Annotated in this window: 16 protein-coding genes and 1 tRNA gene; 12 read left to right on the forward strand and 5 right to left on the reverse strand. The window is 31.2% G+C overall.

The genetic code is table 11. From position 1 onward, the window contains the following. Nucleotides 1-114 precede the first annotated feature (114 nt). Entirely contained in the window at nucleotides 115-1,521 is a 1,407-nt protein-coding gene (locus MRU_RS00940) for a carbon starvation CstA family protein (protein WP_012954995.1), read from the forward strand. Nucleotides 1,522-1,617: 96 nt separating this feature from the next. After that, complete coding sequence (locus MRU_RS00945; protein ID WP_012954996.1) at nucleotides 1,618-1,863, forward strand: 4Fe-4S dicluster domain-containing protein; 246 nt, start codon at nucleotides 1,618-1,620, stop codon at nucleotides 1,861-1,863. 141 nt (nucleotides 1,864-2,004) lie between these two features. Here MRU_RS00945 and MRU_RS00950 read toward each other — a convergent pair whose 3' ends face one another. Beyond that, nucleotides 2,005-2,787, reverse strand: coding sequence for an NAD(+)/NADH kinase (locus MRU_RS00950; protein WP_012954997.1), 783 nt, complete (start codon nucleotides 2,785-2,787; stop codon nucleotides 2,005-2,007). 281 nt (nucleotides 2,788-3,068) lie between these two features. Here MRU_RS00950 and MRU_RS00955 point away from each other — a divergent pair, with 281 nt between their 5' ends. The 9 genes from MRU_RS00955 (at nucleotide 3,069) to truD (ending at nucleotide 10,301) form a co-directional block, all read left to right on the forward strand. Beyond that, nucleotides 3,069-4,439: an AIR synthase-related protein gene (locus tag MRU_RS00955; protein WP_012954998.1), complete on the forward strand. Its 1,371-nt coding sequence runs from the start codon at nucleotides 3,069-3,071 to the stop codon at nucleotides 4,437-4,439. Between the two features lie 140 nt (nucleotides 4,440-4,579). After that, nucleotides 4,580-4,993: a pyridoxamine 5'-phosphate oxidase family protein gene (locus tag MRU_RS00960; RefSeq protein ID WP_012954999.1), complete on the forward strand. Its 414-nt coding sequence runs from the start codon at nucleotides 4,580-4,582 to the stop codon at nucleotides 4,991-4,993. A 185-nt stretch (nucleotides 4,994-5,178) separates the two neighbouring features. Continuing rightward, entirely contained in the window at nucleotides 5,179-5,574 is a 396-nt protein-coding gene (locus MRU_RS00965; protein ID WP_012955000.1) for a hypothetical protein, read from the forward strand. Between the two features lie 222 nt (nucleotides 5,575-5,796). Continuing rightward, on the forward strand, nucleotides 5,797-5,955 hold the full coding sequence (locus MRU_RS11835; protein ID WP_012955001.1) for a hypothetical protein: 159 nt from the start codon (nucleotides 5,797-5,799) through the stop codon (nucleotides 5,953-5,955). 133 nt (nucleotides 5,956-6,088) lie between these two features. Beyond that, a complete protein-coding gene (locus tag MRU_RS00970; RefSeq protein WP_012955002.1) occupies nucleotides 6,089-6,727 on the forward strand; it encodes a HEAT repeat domain-containing protein in 639 nt (212 codons plus the stop codon). A 334-nt stretch (nucleotides 6,728-7,061) separates the two neighbouring features. Then, nucleotides 7,062-7,754, forward strand: coding sequence for a class I SAM-dependent methyltransferase (locus MRU_RS11170; protein ID WP_012955003.1), 693 nt, complete (start codon nucleotides 7,062-7,064; stop codon nucleotides 7,752-7,754). Nucleotides 7,755-8,064: 310 nt separating this feature from the next. Next, entirely contained in the window at nucleotides 8,065-8,526 is a 462-nt protein-coding gene (locus tag MRU_RS00980) for a hypothetical protein (RefSeq protein ID WP_012955004.1), read from the forward strand. Between the two features lie 204 nt (nucleotides 8,527-8,730). Then, nucleotides 8,731-8,804, forward strand: a tRNA-Arg gene (locus MRU_RS00985). A 138-nt stretch (nucleotides 8,805-8,942) separates the two neighbouring features. Continuing rightward, the gene (truD, locus tag MRU_RS00990) at nucleotides 8,943-10,301 is read left to right on the forward strand and encodes a tRNA pseudouridine(13) synthase TruD (RefSeq protein WP_012955005.1); all 1,359 of its coding nucleotides are present in this window, start codon (nucleotides 8,943-8,945) and stop codon (nucleotides 10,299-10,301) included. 192 nt (nucleotides 10,302-10,493) lie between these two features. Here the strand turns inward: truD and MRU_RS00995 are convergent, their stop codons facing one another. The 4 genes from MRU_RS00995 to modA all read right to left on the reverse strand — a co-directional run bounded on the left by MRU_RS00995 (nucleotide 10,494) and on the right by modA (nucleotide 14,757). Next, on the reverse strand, nucleotides 10,494-11,699 hold the full coding sequence (locus MRU_RS00995) for a cytosine permease (RefSeq protein ID WP_012955006.1): 1,206 nt from the start codon (nucleotides 11,697-11,699) through the stop codon (nucleotides 10,494-10,496). A gap of 147 nt (nucleotides 11,700-11,846) precedes the next feature. Beyond that, nucleotides 11,847-12,689 (reverse strand): pyridoxamine kinase, encoded by an 843-nt coding sequence (locus tag MRU_RS01000; protein ID WP_012955007.1) that lies wholly within the window; start codon nucleotides 12,687-12,689, stop codon nucleotides 11,847-11,849. A gap of 354 nt (nucleotides 12,690-13,043) precedes the next feature. Continuing rightward, the gene (modB, locus tag MRU_RS01005; RefSeq protein WP_083777616.1) at nucleotides 13,044-13,721 is read right to left on the reverse strand and encodes a molybdate ABC transporter permease subunit; all 678 of its coding nucleotides are present in this window, start codon (nucleotides 13,719-13,721) and stop codon (nucleotides 13,044-13,046) included. A 211-nt stretch (nucleotides 13,722-13,932) separates the two neighbouring features. Next, nucleotides 13,933-14,757, reverse strand: a complete 825-nt coding sequence (gene modA / locus MRU_RS01010) for a molybdate ABC transporter substrate-binding protein (protein WP_012955009.1) — start codon at nucleotides 14,755-14,757, stop codon at nucleotides 13,933-13,935. A gap of 856 nt (nucleotides 14,758-15,613) precedes the next feature. Between modA and MRU_RS01015 the strand changes: the two genes are divergently transcribed. Next, a complete protein-coding gene (locus MRU_RS01015) occupies nucleotides 15,614-16,003 on the forward strand; it encodes a DUF126 domain-containing protein (RefSeq protein ID WP_012955010.1) in 390 nt (129 codons plus the stop codon). The last annotated feature ends 10 nt before the right edge of the window (nucleotides 16,004-16,013 follow it).

Raw genomic sequence — 16,013 nt, forward strand, 5'->3', positions numbered from 1 at the left:
TCTATATATTATTTTTTTATATTAAACAGCTTAAATATAGGCTTATATAACTTATTTTTCATATTAAACCACTCAAATATAAACTATATTAAATATTAAATCCAATATAAGATTATGTATACATTTTTAATTTGTTTATTTGCATTAATATTATCTTATTTTGTATATGGTAAGTTCTTGGAACGTATCATCGGAGTTGATGAAACTGCCAAAACGCCAGCATATGAATTAGAGGATGGGGTCGATTATGTCCCTATGAATAAATACAGGGCATTATTGGTTCATTTTCTTAATATTGCAGGTTTAGGTCCTATTTTCGGAGCTATTCAAGGCGCATTATTCGGACCTTCTGCATTCTTATGGATCGTTTTAGGTACTATCTTTGCTGGTGGAGTCCACGATTTCTTCGAAGGGGCAATGTCTGTTCGAAATGACGGTCTATCCATGCCTGGAATAATAAGCAAATATTTGGGAGATAGGGTTCGCAAGTTCTTTGCCGTTTTAATAATTATAACATGCATTCTTGTGGCATCTGTTTTTGCATCTGGCTCAGCAGATTTGCTTTCAAGTTTAACAAATATAGATATTCATATTTGGCTCGTTGCAATATTCATATATTTCCTCATAGCCACATTATTCCCAGTTGATAAGATTATAGGTAAGATTTATCCAATTTTCGGAGCTTTGTTTTTTATAATGGCTGTTTTGCTTATTTCTGCATTGATATTAAATCCAAATTATTCATTGCCAGAATTTACAACTGCAGGGCTTTATTTAACTGACAAAGCCATTTTCCCATTCCTATTTGTAACCATTGCTTGCGGTGCAATCTCCGGATTCCATGCATCCCAAGCGCCAATTGTTGCAAGATGCGTTAAAAATGAAAAGGATATGCATATGGTATTCTATGGTGCAATGGTTATTGAAGGAATACTTGCATTAATTTGGGCAACTATTGCCATGTCATTTTTCCATGGACAGCCTCAATTAGCCAGTATTTATGGATCCAGCCCTTCCATTGCAGTTAAAGAAATGTCAATAGCATTGATTGGTACTGTAGGATTGGTTTTGGCAATCATTGGTGTTGTAATATGTCCAATCACATCAGGGGACACTTCCCTTCGTAGTGCAAGAATAACAATTGCAGATGAATTAGGTTTAAATCAGGATAAACTAAAGACTAGACTTAAGATATCCATTCCTTTATTCCTTGTGTCTTTTGGATTGACTTTCATTGATTTTTCCTTGGTCTGGAGATATTTCGCTTGGTCTCAATTGATTGTAGCTATTGCAGTTCTGCTTGCTGCAACTGTTTATCTGATTGATAATAAGAAGCATTTCATTGTTACATTTGCTCCAGCCATTTTCTGTACGGTGGTTGCTATAGCTTATATATTGCAGGCTTCTGAAGGTCTTAGATTGGATCCTTTCATATCTAATGTTATTTCTGTTATAGTTGCACTTGCTTTAAGCGTGTATTTTATTTTAAAGTATAGAAAACAGCCAAATACTACAACATAGAAATAGTTTTTTCATTTAAAACTATTTTCATATTTTTTTCAATCCTTTTGATTAAAATGATAAAAATTTATTTATTTGTTTTTATAAAATAAGATTATGGGAATATTTTCATTTTTTAAAAAGGATAAAGATAAAGAAAAAGTAGAGAGTCATGAAGAGGTTCATTCCATTCAAATAAATGCAGAAAACTGTCAAGGATGTGGAAGATGTGTTTCTGTATGTCCTAATAATGCATATGAACTTATAGAAGGCAAGTCTAGCTTAAAAGAGAATTTTACTTGCAGAGATTGTAAAGTATGTTTGGCAGCTTGCTCAAATGATGCTATCACATTTGTTAATTAATTTTCTTTTTTAATTTTATTCTTTTTAATTTTATTTATTTTACTTATTTTATTGTTTAAACTATTTTTTTAGAGATATTTATATTTTATTCTGCTTAGTTTATCGTTTAAACTATTTTAAAAGATACTTACAAGCTTTAATCTAGTTTATCTTGTCACGAACGGTATCAATAAAGCTTTGCCAATTCAGTTTTATAATCTTGGTTTTTGCATCTGATTTCTTGATTTTTAAGATATCTCCAGTCTCTATTTCACTTGACTTTCCATCGGATAGGGCATATGATGAAGTGTGCTCTCTAAGCTCTGTAATCTTTATTTCAACAATTGACTTATCTGATAAGACTATGCTCCTATTTATTATTGTATGTGGGGCTATTGGAGTAATTGTAATAATCTCTGCAGTCGGATCTACAATAGGGCCTCCGCAGGAAAGATTATATGCAGTTGAACCTGTAGGTGTGCAGATTAAAATTCCATCTGCTGTGTATGAATTTATAAGTTTTCCATCTACTATGGCATCAAATCTAACCACTCCAAAGATATTTTTAGAAATGGACATTTCATTTAATGCCGGAGGCATTTTTATTATCTCTCCGCTTTCCTTGATAATCTCTGCTTCAAGCATCATTCTCTCTTCGATATAATAATTCCCATCAATTATATCTTTCATGGCTTTTTTAATCCCTTCGGGATTCACATCAGTCAAATAACCTAATGTTCCACAGTTTATTCCAATGATTGGCTTTTGCAGAGCTAATTTTGAAGATTCTAGAAAAGTACCGTCTCCTCCAATGGAACATATGATATCTGCTTCATTAATGTCCTCGGATATTTCTATTCCTAATTCATTTGCTGTTTCAATCAGTTTTTCTTTTGTTATTTGGGCAATTTCCTTGTAAGTGTCTGCATTAATAAAAATTTTCATATTAATAAATTGTTTTTTCAATTAAATAAATCCATATTCTTTTTTTACTAAATTTAAGAAATTTTTTAATCAGATAGTTTTTAAGTTATTTGTAACTGATTTTCAATTAAATAAACTTATATAATATCTTAATTAAAGTATAATTAACTAATATTTTTATTAGAATATTCTAAACTATTAAAACTAATTCAAATTAGAAAATTAGCAAACTAAAAATAATTTTTTAAGGTTATTTATTAGTTAAAGCAATTAATAATCATTTTTTTATTTAAGGTGTAAAAATGGATATAGAAGGTTTTGTAAGAGGAAGACTTACCAAAGGCGAAGATGAAGAAGAGCTTAAGTCTATCCTTGCAGAGAGAATAAGAGAATTTAAAGACATTTCAGAAGAACATTCCCTCTTAATGGCTGAAAGCGTTATAGATGAAGTAAAGACAACTCTTGAGCTAAACAATACTGAAGATGAGTTCTTAAAGGACATCATCACAGTTCCAAAGGCAAATGTTGGCATGGGTAAGATGGGTGTAGGTTCCCGTGGTGCAGGTGACTTCTTTGTACATAGAAAGATAGCACAAATCGTAAAAAGTACAAATACACAATCTGTTGTCGACCCTAATGCTCAAGATGATGGCGGTGTTGTCAAGGTACCAGCTCCAGGTGACGATGTCTATATAACCACTGCAGTGGATGGAATACACTCAAGATTAAGCGAATATCCATTTTTAGGAGGTTTCCATGTAACAAGAGCTACCTTAAGGGATGTTTGTGTTATGGGAGCAGATCCTGTCGCTATCCTAAGCGACCTTCACCTTGCAGATGATGGTGACATTGGAAAGCTATTTGACTATACTGCAGGTATCTGTGCAGTTTCAGAGCTTATTGATGTTCCTCTTGTAGCTGGAAGCACATTGCGTGTAGGTGGAGACATGGTTCTTGGAGATAGGCTTGTAAGTTGTGTTGGAAGTGTGGGAGTCTCACAGCATCCTCCAACCGCAAGAAAAGGAGCAACCGTCGGAGACATTATTCTAATGACTGAAGGTGCCGGAGGAGGCACAATCACTACAACTGCCCTTTACAATGGCTACTTTGATGTTGTATGGGATACAATGAATATCAGCTTTGTAAAGGCTTCTAAGGCATTGTTTGATGCAGACCTGGTTAAGGATGTCCATGCAATGACTGACGTAACCAATGGAGGCCTTAGGGGAGACGCTCATGAAATCTGTGAAACCACTGGTGTGGGGCTTGAGTTCTATCATGATAAGATAAAGACCACTGTAGCACCTAATGTATTGAATATGCTGGAAGACTTGGATATTGATCCTTTAGGAGTTTCTACAGATTCTCTTATGCTTGTAGTTCCTCCAGAGATTGCTGATGACGTTGTTAAAACTGTGAGCGATGTTGGAGTTTACATTACAGAGATTGGTAAGGTGGATGATGAAGGCAGTCCTCGCCTTATTAAGGAAGATGGAAGTGTAGATACTTTGGTTCCTCTATTTAGGGAAGCTGCTTACACAAAGATTAAAAAGTTAGTTGGAGATACAACTCCTGAAGACTTTGAAATCATGAAGGAAAAAGTTCAAAAGGCTGCAGATGATTCTATAAGGAAAAAAGAAAGAGTCATTGATTATATTTTGAATAATAATTAGTTTTAATTAATAAAATGGAGAATAAATTAGTTAGCGGTTTTGTTAAGTTTTTATTCAATCGTTAATTATTATTTATTTTCATTCATTTTTTTATTTATCATTTTCATTTTTTTATTTATTTTCATTTAAAAGGTGATAACATGGCATTAGAAGGTGCAGAAAGAATAGATGAATTTATAAGCGAAGCAAAAGTGTTTTTCTTAGCAACTGTTGACGGAGACAAACCAAAAAACCGACCATTAGGTTTCCATCTTCTTAAGGATGGTAAAATCTACTTTGGTGTTGGAAACTTTAAGGACGTATACAAACAAATGGAAGCAAATCCTTATGTTGAAATTGTAGCCCTTGTAGAAACTGATTTCCTAAGATACTATGGAAAAGCTGTCTTTGAAGAAACATACGACATGGCTGATGCTATAGTTGCTGGAAACGAATTCCTGCAAGGAATTTATAATGATGAAACCGGTTTTAAATTAGCTATTTTCCACTTGGAAGAGGCCACTGCGGAAATCCGTGACATAACCGGTAAAATCAATGAATCATATAATTTCTAATTCTTTTTTTCTTTTATTTTTTTTATTTCTTTACTAAACTACTTTTCAAGCTAATTAAGGCAGATTTTTTAATTTTAGGAGCTATTAAATAAATTACTTATAAAAAACATTTTGATTATAATTTTTGTGATTAGATTTAATGATTTAAAGTCAATTTTGAGATATTTTTTATTAAAGGTGAGTCTATGAGCTTATTTAAAAATTTTATTGGAAATTTTAAAAAATCTGATGTATTGGATTTAGCTAAGGGCTTTAAATTAGAATATGAAGCCAATAATTTGGAAAATATGAAATCGATTGTAGATAAATTTGTTGATTTTCATCCTGATTCCTATTTTGCTTCTTGCTCTATGGTGATTTATATAATTCAATTGTATAAGAAAGATCCTTTAAAGGTGTCTCCAAATATGCTTAATAATTTAAGCATTATGGAACGCAATATAAAATTTTATGATAATTCAAGCACTGACTCTTTAGATAATGAAGAGTTGGAACTAAGGCAATGGTTTAAAAAGGAAGTTTATGAAAACGTTAAATATATGGAATCTGCAGGATTAAGATTTTCTGCTGATGATAAATAGTTTGCTAAACTTGAGTTTGGAAAATAAATCAACGTGATAAAGGGGAATATAAAACTTTCGAAATAAATTTATAAAAGAAATCAACGTGATAAAGGGGAATATGAAACATTCAAAATAAATTTAAAAAAATTAAACAAAAATAGATAATTTATTATAATTTAAAGAATATATTATTATTAGATATCCTTAAAAAAGGGTATTCTTTAAAAAAGAGGTGAAAAAATGCAACTTAATAAAATTTGTTTAGCTGCTATCGTATTATTTGTTTTATTCACTATTTTGAAATTTGTGATGAAATGGAGTTTTAAATTATTTGCTATAGGAATTGTAATTTGTATTATCCTTGCAATATTTGGATTCTTCAAAGGAGATGACTTATAGTTAATCTATTTGTCATAGTTTCGTAAGATTTTGGTTTAAAGGACTAATTTTAATAAATTAAGTTCTTTAAACAATAGTTTTACTAAAACAAGTTTTCAAAAGGCTTTTTAATCAAAATCCTAAAGAGAGTAGAATGTCAAGCAATTCAGATAAAGATATATTAAAAGAATTAAGAGATATAACAAAAGACAAGGAAAGCTGGAAATCAAATATAAATCATGTCGCAGTTAAATTGAATGATGATTTTTCCCTTTCAGTAAAGGCAAAGGTCTTATGGCTTCTTGGAGAAATGGGTTTAAAACACCCATTGGAGATAGAAGAATATGTCGATGACATTGCAGTTTATTTGGAGGATGATCATCCTAAATTGAGGGAAAGGTCAGCTAATGCAATTGGAAGAATAGGCAGGGCTGATAAGAACTTAGTAATCAATTATATGGATAAATTGATGAAACTGAGTGACGATGAATCAGAAAGTGTAAGGCATGCATTCATCTGGGCTTGTGAAAACATAGCTGTAAATGCTCCAGAATTGTTTTGTGAAAAATTGGATATATTTTATGAAATGATTTCAGATCCTGGTGAAAAGGTTCGCATAGAAGCTCCTGAAATCTTTAGGGTAGTTGGAAAAAGAAATCCAAGTTGTGTAAAGCCTTATTTGGATAAATTAGAGCATATAGCAGAAAATGATGAGAACCCTGTTGTTCGCATTCATAGTGCTGGTGCAGTTCGAATTACAAGAAAAGCCTTAAAAGAAAGTGATAATGCTTAAATAGTTTTAATTGATTTTTTTTTAACTTATTTTCTAACTAAATTGTTCTTATTTTATTTATAAACTTATTTACTCCTTTTTTATTTTTTAGTTTTTTTTTTAATTTAAATTTTTTACTCATTTTTTGTGTTTTTTATTTTTTTTAATTTAATATTTTTACTCATTTTTTATTTTTTTAGTTTTTTAATATTTTTATATATTTTTTAATATTTAGGTATACCAAAACTTTTATATTTAACTTGATTCAAATATTTATTCACAAGATTATTTAATGGATTTTAATTTATTCAAATAGAATTTATTAATTTTTTTAATTTATTATAAAGGTGTTAAAATGGGCTTTTTTTCAAATATGAGAAAACCAGAAGGAAAATTAGGCAATATTCAATTAAAATCAATGAATAAGGAACATACTCCAGTTTCATTATGGGGTTTAAAACATCTAGACATTTCTCCGGAGGATACAATTTTAGATATTGGGTGTGGCGGGGGAATGAACATTAATCGTATGGCTCAGACTGCAAAGAAGGTTTATGGGGTTGATTATAGCATAGAAAGTGTAAATCTTTCAAAAGAAGTGAATGCTGACTTTATTAGGAGCGGAAAGGTTGAAGTTTATGAAGGAAATGTTTCAAATCTTCCTTTTGAAGACAATAGCTTTGATATTGTAACTGCTTTTGAAACAGTTTATTTTTGGCCAGATATTGAAAAATCATTTGGAGAGGTTAAAAGAGTTCTTAAGCCAGATGGAATGTTTTTGATTGGCTGTGAATCAAATGGGGCAAACAATTTAGCAATGAAGTTCTTTGATCGTGTAATAGACATGGAACTCTATGAAGATAATGAATTATATGGATTTTTGAAAAATAATGATTATGGTGATATAACCATTTATTTAAGGGATGGAAAAAACAAACAAGAGATTATTAAAAAGGATGATAAAACCTTTGTAATTGATGATGATTATGATAATTTTTCTATTTCAGATAGATGGGTTCAATGGATGACTATAACTGCTATAAAATGATTTTAATAGGGTTATAGTTAATTTTATAATCTTTTATTAATTATTTTTATTTAAGTCAATTTCATGCTTTCATATCAATTTTACATTTTTTAATCAATTTTACGAGATGGGGTCAATTTTATAGTTTCATATCAATTTTACATTTTTTAATCAATTTTACGAGTTGAGGTCAATTTTACATTTTCATATCAATTTCACACTTTCACATCAATTTAACAATTTTAAATCAATATTTAATTAAATCAAGTCTTTAATAAGCTTTAAATAGCATAAAATCAAATATCTACTTAACAATGATTTAGGTAATATTATGTTAAGTTTAATTAAAGACAATAAAGGCTTTTTATCTCTTATAGATGCTATTTTATCTATTTTTCTAATTTTTATAGTTCTAATCTCATTTAATATGATTGTAGATATGGAGATGCCTAGCTTATCCGAAGACAACAATCAATTCAAGACAAGTCAAGATCTTATGGAGCTGATGTCTTCAAAGATAGATGGCAGGGATTATTCCACATTGGAGCGAATCTCATATGTTTTATCCTCCAATGATAATTCGATAGCCTCAAGAAGGGAAGTTAAGAATATTCTAGATGATTTCTTTAGCGCTCATCTGGGTTCTGACTATAAATATGTTTTTATAGAGACTAATCAATTAAATGGCTATGTCTTGTCATCTGATGGTGATTATTCAACTGCTGATGAGGTTTCTCTAGCTATAAGAAACTATGGAAATTATTCTTATAAGCTTTATATTTTCAAGGCTTAAATGGTGTCCTGTTCTAGGGATTGTAATTATTTAGGGGTTGTCATGCTCTAGGGATTGTAATGCCTAAGAATTTTGAATTAAATCTGTGGCCATAGCAAATTTTGCTTTAAAAATGCTCATCTTTATATAGTGGAAAAAACATATATTTATTTGTTGAAATATTAGCAATTTCACTATTTTTATTTTTATATTTCAATTGTCTTTGCCCTGGTGGTGTAGCTTGGATAACACGTGGGACTGCGGATCCCATTCCCCGGGTTCAAATCCCGGCCAGGGCATTTTTTTATTTAATTACTTCTTTTATAAGTAGATTTACTGGATTTTAATTTTAAAATTTAATTTTCTAAATTGGCTTTAATATTTAAAAATTCTTAAACTTAATTCAATGCTTATTAATAATTTATTGAGGAATGGCTATGCTTAATGCAAACACTTATGTAACAGAGGAAGAAGGTATCGGCGGAACTATAAGAAACAGATGGGAAGACTTCTATGTTGAAGAGATTCCGGAAGTAATTCCAGATGGAGAAGGTCCAAACATTTATATTTGGATTGAAAAATTAGGAAGAACCACCCTTGACGTTTTGCTTGATATTGCAAGAGACCTCCATATAGACAGGAAAAGAATGGGCTTTGCTGGAATGAAAGATAAAAAGGCCATCACTCGCCAATGGATCTGCATAGCGAATATGGATTCAGAGGAACAGTTTGCACAAGTTGAGGCATTAGCAGGCACAATTCATAATACTGAATTTTTAAAAGTAATTAGAGGTCGAAAAAAGTTAAGAATGGGTCAGCTTAAAGGAAATAAGTTTAGAATTCTTGTTAAGGATATTGATGGCATGGAATCAGATAACGAAGAAACTCGTAAATTAGCCATTGAAGATGCTGCAAAAAGAGCAGATGCCATCTTAAAAACCTTGGAGAAGACTGGAGTTCCTAACTACTTTGGCTGGCAAAGATTTGGAAAGCCAAGAACAAATACTCATTTGGTTGGAGAGGCTCTTATTCATAATGATTTAAAAGAGGCTGTCAGACGTTATATTGGAAATCCTAGCGAAGAAGAAAGTGAAGATTCAAGAAAAGCCCGACAAGCCTTTGATGATGGAAATTGGGAAGAATCCCTTGAATTGATGCATCCTGGAATGCGCTATGAGAAGATGATGTTGAAAGTGCTTTTAAAAGAAAAAAGAAGAGCAATCAGGAAGATTGCAGAGGAAGAAGGAATTGAAATTGAAGAAGTAGATGAATCCAAAGTGGAATTATCAGATAAGGCTTATAAAAATGCTATTCATGCACTTCCAAAGCCACTTCAAAGAATGTTTGTCCATGCTTATCAGTCATTCCTATTCAATGCTGCAGTAAGTGAGCGTGTAGCAATGGGTATGGATAAATATATCGAAGGAGATATTGTCATTGATAAGGAAGAGAGAATTGTAAGAGATAAGACTCCTGAGGAGTTTCAGGAAATGGTATCTTCCTTTGAAATAAATCAGACTTGCCCTTTGTATGGTACAAAGGTTCCATTTGCAGGTGGAGAAGTTGGCAAGATGGAAGAGGAAATCTTAAACAGCTATGGATTGACTAGAGATGACTTTGAAGTACCTAAAATGCCTCGTTTAGGAAGCCATGGTCTTAGAAGGTCTATGAGATTCCAGGTATGGGATGCAAGTGCAACAGCAACTGAAGATGGTGTTATGTGTGAGTTTTCCATTGATAAGGGATCATATGCTACTGCTGTTCTTAGGGAAGTTATGAAGAAGGATGTTTACTAGCCACCTTTTACGAGCCTACGGCTCGCAAAAGCTGGACCAAAAATTTTATTTTAACTTGGGAGTACATTGCTCTTAAGTCTTTTTTTATTAATTAAAATATTTTCATGCTTCTATTTATTAATTAAAATCTAGATTTACTATTTGTCCATATTAACTAAACTAAACTTTTTTTTAAGAATATTTTATTTTATCCTATTTGCTAATATTAGGCAATTTAGACTTATTTTTAAGCAATATCGGAATGTACGCAAGTATTGCTGATACAATCACTGCAAGCAAAGTAGGTCCTAGGAATATTGAATCCAGGTTTACAGTTGCTTGATATACAATAAATCCTGCAAGCCATGCAAATATGTTCCAATACCATATTCTAGCATTTCCAGTCTCTTCCTTTGAAAGATAGAAAGATACAAGGAGCACTGCAGCCATAGGAGCAAATACAGATGCAATAAGATATAAGAATCCAATATAATGATCCATAATTCCAGATATTGCAAGTATTGCACTTATTGCACTCACTACAACTCCTGCAATCTTTGGATTGATTCTATTAAAGATGGCCTTTGCTGATTCCCCTGCTGAATTTGCAGCTACAAAATTGGAGGTTACAGTTGAAAGCACTAAAATTATCACTCCTTGAGCTCCAAGACCTGCAAGGAGGATTGATTGTGCAATGCTTGTTGTTCCAATGCCAACTATTTCTATGCCTAAAAAATACATCCAAAGGCTTGCTATGGTATATGCTATTGCAGAGACCAATGTGCCGTTTACTGGGTTTTCCACATCTTTGGTATAATCTGAAATCACAGGAAGCCATGAGATTGGCATAGCTATTGAAATTTCAAAGATGCTCCAAAAGCTTAATGCTGTTGAATTAATGTTTTGAATAGGCAAAGCATTGGATATATGGACCCCTAAGAGTTTTACAGATAGAATAACCAGCAATGCTGTAAGCACTATCATCATAATGGTAGTAATCTTAGATGACCTTCTAAGTCCTACATAAACCCATACTGCAATGATTGCAGACAGGATAATGCAGGTTAAAGGGAAGGATATGGGTAAATTCAAGCCCATCAATGCTGAAGCCCCTTGTGCATTCAGCACAGCTACCCAAGCTATAAGCTGCAATACATTTAATGTGGAAAAGAATTTGGAGCCATAATTGCCAAAGGTTGATTTGATGGTCTCCATTGCATTCAATCTAAGACGTGCACCTATAAGTCCTGTAGAAAATAGCAGTATGCCTCCTATGATGTGGCCAAGGACTAAAGGTAGCCAAATGGAATCAAGGGTGTTCATGGAAGCAAGCTGTATTCCTGCCTCTATTTCTGAGACAGAGATTGCAACTCCGAACCAGATAACTCCATTTGAAAAAAGTCCAGTACGTTCTTCCATATTTTGCCCACTTAAAAATTAGATATTTAAATTGATTTTTACTTATTTTTTTAGATTTGAAGTACTTATATTATTTTTACTTATTTTTTTTAGATCTGAAGTACTTATATTGATTTTTACATATTTTTGTTTTTTCATATTGAAGAGTTATATTGATTTTAACAGATCATACAACTCTGGAATTGCCTGTTCGAATTTAACTCCATAAGTATGAGTCTCATCGCCAATGGTCTTTTCAATTGCCTTTTTAGTAAATTCTCCGGCTATCTTTGCTGCTGCTGAAGGGGACTTACCTAACATGGTTGATCCTACAAATGATGAAGCAAATACATCTCCAGTTCCATGGGATACATAATTTATCTTTTCATTGTAAACTATATCAATAGTGTCTTCTATTTTATCTAAAACGATCATTCCCATCTTGTCTTCTTCTTCATATCCCTTTAATATGACATATCTTTTAGTGAATGCTTTAAGCTCTTTAGCCATCTCTAGCATTTCTTCTTTTGTAAAGCTTTCTTTCCAAGGCTTATGTAGGATAAAGCATGCTTCAGTTGTGTTAGGGAGAATGAAATCACCTAATTTACAAAGCTCTCCCATTTTATCTGCAAATTCTTGGTCAAATCCATTATAGAATTCTCCATGGTCTGCCATGGCAGGGTCAACAAATACAAGGCCATTTTCTTTTAATCTTGAGTCTATGATGTCTTTTATGTAATCTAACTGTTCTGCTGATGCAATGAATCCAGTGTAAATTGAATCGAAAAATATTCCTTCTTTTTCCCAATGTTTACGGATTTCTGGAAGATCTTCTGTTAAATCTCTAACAGTAAAATCAGTAAAACCTGAAGTGTGTGTTGAGAGTACAGCAGAAGGGAGGATTGCTGTTTCTATTCCAAAAGCAGAAATTACGGGTAATGCAACTGTGATGGAGCATTGTCCATAACAGGATATGTCTTGAATTGTTAAGGTTTTTATTGTTTCATTCATTTTATTCGACCTGATTGTCATTTTTTGAAATGATTTTTTACTATTATTAATATTGAATTTTTAATATATAATTTTTATCTTACTTGAGTTAACTTAGTTTTCATATTTGAATTATAATCTTTCATATTTGAATTATTACTTTCAGATTTAAATTATAACAATTGTTATGTATATTCTATTATATAAATATTTCTAAAATTAGATATTTGATAATAAATAAATGTTTTTAAGATTTATTTAAGATAATGACTGTTCTTAATTGTTTTTTCCGCCTAAAAACAGTTAATGAATAAAAAATAGTATAAGAATTAGAATTTAAATTCTAATTATTGAATTGATTTTATATTTAAATGTCTAGTTTTTCCATTGGTTTTCCTTGCGTATGGAAAAATAGTCCATAATAAAAATCGCTATAAATGATATGGCCACTATGAATATAACATAATCAAAGGCAGTTCCCATATTTCCAGCAGCCACTTCAGAGTAAACCGCCATAGGGAGTGTTCTAGTTTGTCCGGCAATGTTTCCGGCAAGCATTGCGGTAGCACCGAATTCTCCTAAGCCACGGGCATAAGCAAGAATTCCGCCACTTATGATTCCAGGCAAAGCATTTGCAAATAAGATTTTCCAAAAGATCTTCCACTCAGACATACCTAATGTACGGCCGGCATCCAATAAATTGGAATCAACTTGTTTAAATGCACCTCTAGCAGAACGATACATTAAAGGAAAAGACATAACCACTGCAGCTATAACAGTTGCAGGCCATGAAAATGCTATCTTTACAGCAAAGAAGTCTAAAAAGAAGCTTCCTATAGGTCCTCTGATACCAAAAATATAAAGCAGGAAAAACCCTACTACTGTAGGTGGCAATACAATTGGAAGTGTGAAAATGCCATCCAGTACAATTTTTGTAGTGTCATTTTTTATCTTAACGAGAAGCCAAGCTACAATCAAACCTAAGAAAAAGGTTATAAAGATTGATAGGCTTGCGGTTTTCATTGAGATAAAAATAGGGGACCAGTCCATCATGTCTTACTCCTTTAATAATCTTTCTGTTCATTTAAATATTTTAGATAATTTTTTTTTTTAAATTGAATATCCATTAATTTATTATAAACTTTATATTATATTAAATTTTCATTTAATACAGATTTATTTTTTTTATTTCTAAATTAATGGTTTATTAATTTACGCTTATTTAAATTAAATATTTAATCATTTAAATGATTAATTGCTAAATTTATTCGTGAATGGTAAATCCGTATTCAACAAATTTGTCTTTAGCTTCTTGGGTTTGTAAGAATTCAAGGAATGCTTTTGCTGCATCTGCATCTTTAGCGTCTTTAATCATAGCTACAGGATAAATAACTGAAGTGTTTAAAGAGTTTTCAGGAGCTTCACAAACCACTTTTACATCATCATTGGATTTAGCGTCAGTAGCATATACAATACCACATTCAGCAGATCCTTGAGCTACTTGGTTCAATACAGCAGTTACATCAGTTCCTAAAGAGAATTTAGATTCAACAGCGTCCCAAATACCGAGGTTGGTTAATGCTTCTTTAGCATATTGTCCTGCAGGTACAGATTCTGGGTCACCAATAGCAATGGTACCTTTCACATCTTTTAAGTCATCGAATGATGTGATGTTTAAGTCTGAATCTTTAGGTACGATTAAAACAACTTTATTTTCTAAGAATTGAAGGTTGGTGTCATTGTCGATTAAACCTTCATCAGCTAAAGCGTTCATTTGTTTGTTGGAAGCAGACATGAATACGTCTGTTTCTAAACCGTTTTCAATTTGAGTTTGTAAGTCACCACTTGAAGCGTAAGTTGGAGTTACTTTTACTCCAGGATATTTTGCTTCAAACATTGGAATCAATTCATCATCATATACATTTTTTAGACTTGCTGCTGCAGCTAAATTAACTTCTTTTCCATTTAAACTGTCGTCAGTAGCGTTGTCTCCTCCTAAAAAGTCAAGGAAACCTGCAGAGCATGAACTTACAGCAACAATTGCTATTAAAGCAACTACAGCAATCATTAATATTTTCTTAGAATCCATAGTTTTTCCTCCTATTTTTAAGCATAATCAGATATAAATATAAATCAAAGATTGGCAAAAGGCAAGGTCTAAACTCTAAATTAAAATCTGTTTTCTCTTATTCGTTTAAGATAATTAGAGTAAAATGAACAATTTTAATATATTTTTTCATATTTCTTTTCCAATCTAAAATCATAATTATTATCATGATTACTATTAATTTTATTCAAGTTAATATATAAATATTTTCATATCGGTTTATTACTATTTTTTAAAAATTACCTAATTTTTATTATTTTTTTTATTTTAATAGTTAATTGGATTGATTTTTAACTAATTCATTTTTAAAACTCTATTTTTATTAATATTCTGTTTTATTTTCTCTTAAGATTATTTATTTCTGGATTTTTTTCAAATTTTTTTCTCATTTTTCGAAATATTATTCTTTTCATTTACACTATTTTTTTAATAAAAAAAGAGAAATTTTTAAACAATTATCTTAAAGGAATTTACCTTATGGCTAATTTTTACTCATCACTTCATATTGAAATCTAGGTTATTTGAGTGTATTTTTATTAAATTCTAGTTTTAAATGGGTTAATTTTCATCGTTTTATCGATTGTTTCATATTAACTGTATGATAGGTTTAAGATAAAAATTGCTTGGGTGCTTTTAGTTGATTTAATGCTGATTTTTAGTTTTTTATCCTAAAGTTATTTTTAAATTATTATTTTTTTTGAAAAAAATTTTAATTTTTAAAAATTTTTATAATAGAATTAATAAATTAATTATATTCAAAGATAATTTTATGATTGATTCAGTTAATTGTTATTTATGCTGATTTTTGATTAAATCATAATTCAAAACGAGTGATTTTATGATTGAATGCAGAAATATTTCTAAAGGAAAAGCAGAAGGGGAATTAATAGTATCAGATGAAGCAATCAGCTTTTTAGGAGGCGTAGATCCTGAAACTGGTGTGGTAATTGATCCTAATCATGAATTGAAAGGCCAATCCATTAAAGATAAAATACTTTTTATTCCAGGTGGAAAAGGCTCCACAGTAGGATCTTATGTAATATTTCAGATGATGAAGAATAATACAGCTCCAAAAGCAATTATTTGCCTTAAGGCAGAGCCTATTATAGCAACAGGAGCTATAATGTCTGATATTCCTATGGTTGATTCTCCATCAAGTGTTGAAGAATTGGTTAATGGCCAAATGGTAGAAGTAGATAGTGATAATGGTAAAATAGAGATTTTATAGTTAGCAAAAA

This window comes from Methanobrevibacter ruminantium M1 (assembly GCF_000024185.1).
Taxonomy (GTDB): Archaea; Methanobacteriota; Methanobacteria; order Methanobacteriales; family Methanobacteriaceae; genus Methanobrevibacter; species Methanobrevibacter ruminantium.

Coding starts and splice junctions, on each gene's coding strand:
- MRU_RS01000 (WP_012955007.1), bottom strand. CDS start 12,689: ATGAATGAAACAATAAAAACCTTAACAATTCAAGACATATCCTGTTAT.
- modA (WP_012955009.1), bottom strand. CDS start 14,757: ATGGATTCTAAGAAAATATTAATGATTGCTGTAGTTGCTTTAATAGCA.
- modB (WP_083777616.1), bottom strand. CDS start 13,721: ATGATGGACTGGTCCCCTATTTTTATCTCAATGAAAACCGCAAGCCTA.
- MRU_RS00970 (WP_012955002.1), top strand. CDS start 6,089: ATGTCAAGCAATTCAGATAAAGATATATTAAAAGAATTAAGAGATATA.
- MRU_RS11170 (WP_012955003.1), top strand. CDS start 7,062: ATGGGCTTTTTTTCAAATATGAGAAAACCAGAAGGAAAATTAGGCAAT.
- MRU_RS00940 (WP_012954995.1), top strand. CDS start 115: ATGTATACATTTTTAATTTGTTTATTTGCATTAATATTATCTTATTTT.
- MRU_RS00980 (WP_012955004.1), top strand. CDS start 8,065: ATGTTAAGTTTAATTAAAGACAATAAAGGCTTTTTATCTCTTATAGAT.
- MRU_RS00965 (WP_012955000.1), top strand. CDS start 5,179: ATGAGCTTATTTAAAAATTTTATTGGAAATTTTAAAAAATCTGATGTA.
- truD (WP_012955005.1), top strand. CDS start 8,943: ATGCTTAATGCAAACACTTATGTAACAGAGGAAGAAGGTATCGGCGGA.
- MRU_RS00960 (WP_012954999.1), top strand. CDS start 4,580: ATGGCATTAGAAGGTGCAGAAAGAATAGATGAATTTATAAGCGAAGCA.
- MRU_RS00950 (WP_012954997.1), bottom strand. CDS start 2,787: ATGAAAATTTTTATTAATGCAGACACTTACAAGGAAATTGCCCAAATA.
- MRU_RS00995 (WP_012955006.1), bottom strand. CDS start 11,699: ATGGAAGAACGTACTGGACTTTTTTCAAATGGAGTTATCTGGTTCGGA.
- MRU_RS00955 (WP_012954998.1), top strand. CDS start 3,069: ATGGATATAGAAGGTTTTGTAAGAGGAAGACTTACCAAAGGCGAAGAT.
- MRU_RS01015 (WP_012955010.1), top strand. CDS start 15,614: ATGATTGAATGCAGAAATATTTCTAAAGGAAAAGCAGAAGGGGAATTA.
- MRU_RS11835 (WP_012955001.1), top strand. CDS start 5,797: ATGCAACTTAATAAAATTTGTTTAGCTGCTATCGTATTATTTGTTTTA.
- MRU_RS00945 (WP_012954996.1), top strand. CDS start 1,618: ATGGGAATATTTTCATTTTTTAAAAAGGATAAAGATAAAGAAAAAGTA.